Source organism: Accumulibacter sp. (assembly GCF_016789985.1).
GTDB lineage: Bacteria > Pseudomonadota > Gammaproteobacteria > Burkholderiales > Rhodocyclaceae > Accumulibacter.
This window is the reverse complement of the sequence record NZ_JAEUOL010000219.1, coordinates 1-4893: the sequence shown is the minus strand read 5'-3', so window position 1 is coordinate 4893 and position 4893 is coordinate 1. Positions and strand designations below refer to the sequence as shown.

Below are 4893 nucleotides of genomic sequence, written 5' to 3'. Positions count from 1 at the left end.
TTCCCCAGGCGTTCTTCCCGCTTGCGCGAGTTCGACGATCTGCTGCCGGAATTCCGCCGGGTACGGTGGTCTTGTCTTGGGCATCGTGGACTCCTTCCTTCACAAGGGTAACGTGTCCACGAAAAGGGGCCAACTTCAGTTTGCTGAGCGGGGTAACCCGGGATGAGGTTGCCCGGAGTGCTGCCCTCGCGGGCAATCGCGGCTTTGTTCGCCGCCGTCCTTCGTCGGCTCGCCACCGCTTGGTCAGGCCGAGCCATCGCTCGCAGTTGGCCCTGAACCGACGACCGCTCGCCTTACGACGAGAACAACCTGGGCGTACAGCCGTCAAGGGCCAAGCCCCCACCCAACACAGGCAAGGGGTAACCCGCGATCGCTGTCTCAACATCAGCGAGTCTTGCGTGCAGGCAAAAAAAGCGCGGCTACTTGGAGCCGCGCTAAATCCACACCAAAGGAGGAGGGTGGAGGAGACAAGGGTTGTAGCTTGGAAGAACCTCGCTGCAAGTCGTTACGTTGGGAGCATTATGACTCCTCCTACGTCGAAGGTCAAGTATTTTTTGTGCATCGCGCCATTTTTCTTGGTGGGCGTGCGCCATAAGACAGATGAAAGATCAAATCATACTAATATTCGGCATATTGGGTACATATTTTGGACTATATTGCACAATATGTAATGTTTGATTTCGGCAGTGAGAAACGTCTGACAGTTCATGATGCTGCGACGCAGCACCGGGATTTGCGTTGTTTTACGCACTTCGGGCTACAATTGCTGTGCAAGACGCGAGACCGCTTCACGTTGGGCGAACCCTCAGGTACGGTCGATCACGGAGCCGGGGCGTGGACTTGGCAGGGGGCTCTGCCGCCCAGCCCTGTGTAGGTGGTCCGAGTTTGACTGCTTAGGCTGACGGCTGCTCGATGCTGTTCTGGAGAATGGAAGACGCATATGGAATGCAAGGTGAAGTGGACTGGAGCAGGGATGTCCTTTCTTGCCGAGACGGGCAGCAATCATGTCGTCGTGATGGATGGGGCTCCGGAGGCCGGTGGGCGCAATCTGGCGCCACGACCGATGGAATTGTTGCTGGCTGGAACCGGCGGCTGTACCGCTTATGATGTGGTTCTGATTCTGAAGAAAGGGCGTCAGGCGGTCACGGGCTGCGAAGTGAGCCTGAAGGCAGAACGTGCCGAGGAGGAGCCCAGAATCTTCACCCGCATTCATTTCCATTTTCGGGTGATCGGCAAACAGCTCAAGCCGGACACGGTGGCGCGGGCGATCGAGTTGTCCAAGGAAAAGTACTGCTCGGCCTCGATCATGCTGGGCAAGACCGCAGCCATTTCGCACGATTTCGAGATCGTCGAAGCCTAGATATAGTAGGCGGCGCGTGTCATGGTTCGTGCCGCAATCCGCATCGCGAAGATCGCTGCTGCTGGCAGTTGGCGAGCGCCAAGCAGGGCTGCGGTTTCGGCATGCGCGATCTCGTCGAGCCGCATTTGCGCGACGATCGCACGTGAACGAGCGTCCTGCGTCGGCAGTTCGTTGAGGTGGTGATCAAGATGGGCTTCGACCTGTCTCTCGGTTTCGGCCAGAAAGCCCAGGCTCCAGGGGTCTCCCAGGGTGCCGGCGGTGATTCCGATGGTCAGCGCGCCGGCATACCACAGCGGATTCAGAAGGCTCGTTCGGCTACCCAGTTCAGCCACGCGGCGCTCGGTCCACGCGAGATGTTCGGTCTCCTCCGCCGCAGCTTGGGCCAAGGCTTGCCGGATCACAGGGTCGCGACAGGTCAGCGCCTGTCCCTGGTAGAGTGCCTGCGCACACACTTCACCAACGTGGTTGACGCGCATCAGGGCGCCGGCATGTGCTTTCTCGGCTGCCGACAACCCCCCCTCCGGTTTCCCGCTGCCGGGCACCTCGCGCATGGTCTGCGCGGGCGCGAAAAGAGTGCGCAACGCCTTGTCGAACTCGACGATGAAGCGGTCGCTGATCATTAGAATCTGAGGTGAGTCGCGCTAGTGTAGTGTTGCATTCTGTTTAGAACTTAAACGGCTGTTGGCGCGGATGACCTTCTGGAGGATGTCGCGAGCGCTTTGGGTCCAGATAAACGGTTTGGGCTTGGTGTTGTGATGGGCGATGTAGTCGTCGATAGCGGTGACCAACGCGGGGACACGGGTTGAACACGCCGCGACGCAGTCGTTCGGTCGTGATATCGCGGAAGAAGCGCTCGACCATGTTCAACCAGGAGGCCGAGGTAGGGGTGAAATGCATCTGAATCCGCGGAGGCTTGGCCAACCATTCCTGCACGACGGGATGCTTGTGGGTGGCGTAGTTGTCGGCGATCAGGTGCAGCGCTTTGTCCTTCGGTGTTTCGCGATCGATCTTGCGCAGGAACTTGAGCCACTCGGTGTGGCGGTGTTGCTGCTCGCACTGCGCAATCACGCGACCGTCCAGCACGTTGAGCGCGGCGAACAGCGTCGTCGTGCCGTTGCGCTTGTAATCGTGGGTCATGGTAGCCGCACGCCCCTTCTTCAGTGGGAGCCCGGGCTGCGTACGGTCGAGTGCCTGTACCTGGCTTTTCTCGTCGCAGCACAACACCAGCGCATGCTCGGGTGGCGACATGTACAGACCAACGATATCTTCGAGTTTCTCGACGAACCTGGGGTCGCGCGAGACCTTGAAGCCACGCACCAGGTGCGGCTTCAGGCCATTGGCACGCCAGTGGCGCGAGACGCTGGCCGCGCTGACGCCCAGTTCGGCAGCCATCTTGCGGGTGCTCCAGTGCGTCGCCGCGGCAGGAGGGCTCTGCGTCGTCAGTTCCACCCGTCGCGTCACGTCCACCTTCGCCGGCGGCGCGCCACGCGGCAAGTCGCGCTCAATTCCTGCCAGCCGCGATTGCGCGTAACGCCCCCGCCAACGCGAAACCTGTACGCGGCCAATTCCCAACTGATCCGCGATCTCCTTGTTTCGCATCCCATCGGCGGCCAGCAGCACAATCTGCGCACGCTGTGCCAGCCGTACGCTCGCGCGCCTCGAACGTGCCAGTCTGGTCAACTCACCACGCTCCTCTTCGGACAACACCATCTTCGGGGCAACCCGCATCTGAATCTCCATCTGCACGCGACGCAGATTGGAGAAGTGAAGTCCAAATAGGTTCACACAAGAATGCAACACTACACTAGTGCTTGCCGAGCGCAGGGTGGCCGCCACGGCGCAGCGTGGTGCGTATTTCGTCGGGAGTCAGAAGGTTAATTCCGATCGGGCAGAAATACTCCGCATGCAGCGCAGCATGGTGCCGGTTCAGCGTATTTTCACGAATTCGCGTCCACTGATCGTTGCGCGCCTTAACCCATGTCTGGTCGGAGCGGCCCAGGGCGTAAAGACGCCGTTCGGCAGTCTGGCATCTGATCGCTTCGTAACTCACGTTCTGGGCGCCGGCAGGGCTGATGATCACCAGTGTGTAGCGCACCACGCCATCGTCGCTGACGCTCAATGAAGCGCCGTCGATCAGGAACTGGTTGTTGGTCGTCGCGCTGACCGTGAACGGAATCAGGTTTTCGGGCTGCGGAAAGGGCGGCAGTTGCACTTCGCTTTCCGGTTCGCGCTTCTCCTCGAAGTCGCGGTCGACCGCGGCGGCCCAAGTCGGCGAGGGAAGCACCAGGCACAGGGCCAGTACCAATGGTCGCAGCCCGGCTGCAACCAACACCTGGCTTCTCACCCCGGGAGTTGACGTGGCAGACGGGCCAGTCATCATCATTCCTGCCCGGTGATCCCGGGCTTCGGCGGCACCTGATGTGGTGTCGAAGGTTGGCGGGTGCGACGATGATCGGCATTCAGGAAGCGGGCCAGTTCATTCAATGCCTGTTCATAGACCCGACGTTTGAATTCGATGACCGCATCAAGCGATACCCAGTAGGTATTCCAGCGCCACGCATCGAACTCCGGATGGTCGCAGGCGCGCAAGGAAACGTCGCAGTCGCGGCCGATCAGGCGGAGCAGGAACCATATCTGTTTCTGTCCCCGGTAGCTGCCACGCCATTCTCTTCTTACCCAGTGGGTCGGCACGTCGTAACGCAACCAGTCCTTGGTACGGCCAAGCACGTGCACATGCTCGGGCAGCAGGCCGATCTCCTCATGTAATTCCCGGTACATCGCCTGTTCGGGCGTCTCGCCCCGCTTGATGCCGCCTTGCGGGAACTGCCATGAATGTTCTCGGATACGCTTGCCCCAGAAGACCTCGTTTCTGGCGTTACAAAGAATGATGCCGACGTTCGGGCGATAGCCTTCACGGTCAAGCATTGCCAAATCCTGCAAATCGATTAGTTGAGCGCATTTTTCCACATTTCGTCGGGCTTGCAAAGCGTGCCGGCAGGGCGGCTCCTCTCTCTCCCGCCGAGGGGCATGGTCGGGTACGGCTTCCCGGGGAGAGGTGCGGTCTGGCGTGCTGCGGTCGCAAGCTGCGCAAAAATTCTCGTTCGGCTGCCCGGAGGTTTCGTCGTTTGTCCTTCTGTCCAGTAAAATCGCGTCTTACTTTTTACTGCCCTGATCGCGATGCGTACTTCCCGGTTCTTTGTGTCAACGCTGAAAGAGGCTCCCGCTGATGCTGAGGTCATCAGCCACAAGCTCATGCTGCGCGCTGGAATGATCAAACGCCTGGCGGGCGGCATCTATACCTGGATGCCCGTCGGGCTGCGTGTCGTGCGCAAAGTGGAGAAGATCGTGCGTGAGGAGATGGATCGCGCCGGGGCGATCGAGCTTTCCATGCCGGCCGTGCAACCGGCCGAACTGTGGCAGGAATCCGGACGCTGGGAGAAGTACGGTCCCGAACTCCTGCGCTGCAAGGATCGGCATCAGCGCGATTTCGTCATTGGTCCGACGCACGAGGAAGTGATTACCGACGTCGTGCG

4 protein-coding genes and 2 pseudogenes are annotated in these 4893 nt (G+C 60.1%); 2 read left to right on the top strand and 4 right to left on the bottom strand.

Translation table 11 applies throughout. The features are described from left to right. Nucleotides 1–940 precede the first annotated feature (940 nt). Nucleotides 941–1360, top strand: a complete 420-nt coding sequence (locus JNK99_RS12700; RefSeq protein ID WP_291853678.1) for an OsmC family protein — start codon at nucleotides 941–943, stop codon at nucleotides 1358–1360. Here JNK99_RS12700 and coq7 read toward each other — a convergent pair. From coq7 to JNK99_RS12680, 4 genes and pseudogenes are all read right to left on the bottom strand, one after another. After that, nucleotides 1357–1977, bottom strand: a complete 621-nt coding sequence (gene coq7, locus JNK99_RS12695) for a 2-polyprenyl-3-methyl-6-methoxy-1,4-benzoquinone monooxygenase (RefSeq protein ID WP_291853680.1) — start codon at nucleotides 1975–1977, stop codon at nucleotides 1357–1359. The two genes, JNK99_RS12700 and coq7, sit on opposite strands and share 4 nt — an antisense overlap. Before the next feature lie 24 nt (nucleotides 1978–2001). Further along, a pseudogene (locus JNK99_RS12690) lies at nucleotides 2002–3088 on the bottom strand (IS630 family transposase). A gap of 76 nt (nucleotides 3089–3164) precedes the next feature. Continuing rightward, on the bottom strand, nucleotides 3165–3692 hold the full coding sequence (locus JNK99_RS12685; protein ID WP_291853675.1) for a CNP1-like family protein: 528 nt from the start codon (nucleotides 3690–3692) through the stop codon (nucleotides 3165–3167). 47 nt (nucleotides 3693–3739) lie between these two features. Further along, on the bottom strand, nucleotides 3740–4285 hold the full coding sequence (locus JNK99_RS12680) for an RNA pyrophosphohydrolase (protein ID WP_291853672.1): 546 nt from the start codon (nucleotides 4283–4285) through the stop codon (nucleotides 3740–3742). A gap of 252 nt (nucleotides 4286–4537) precedes the next feature. Between JNK99_RS12680 and JNK99_RS12675 the strand changes: the two are divergent. After that, a pseudogene (locus tag JNK99_RS12675) lies at nucleotides 4538–4893 on the top strand (proline--tRNA ligase); the annotation flags it as partial.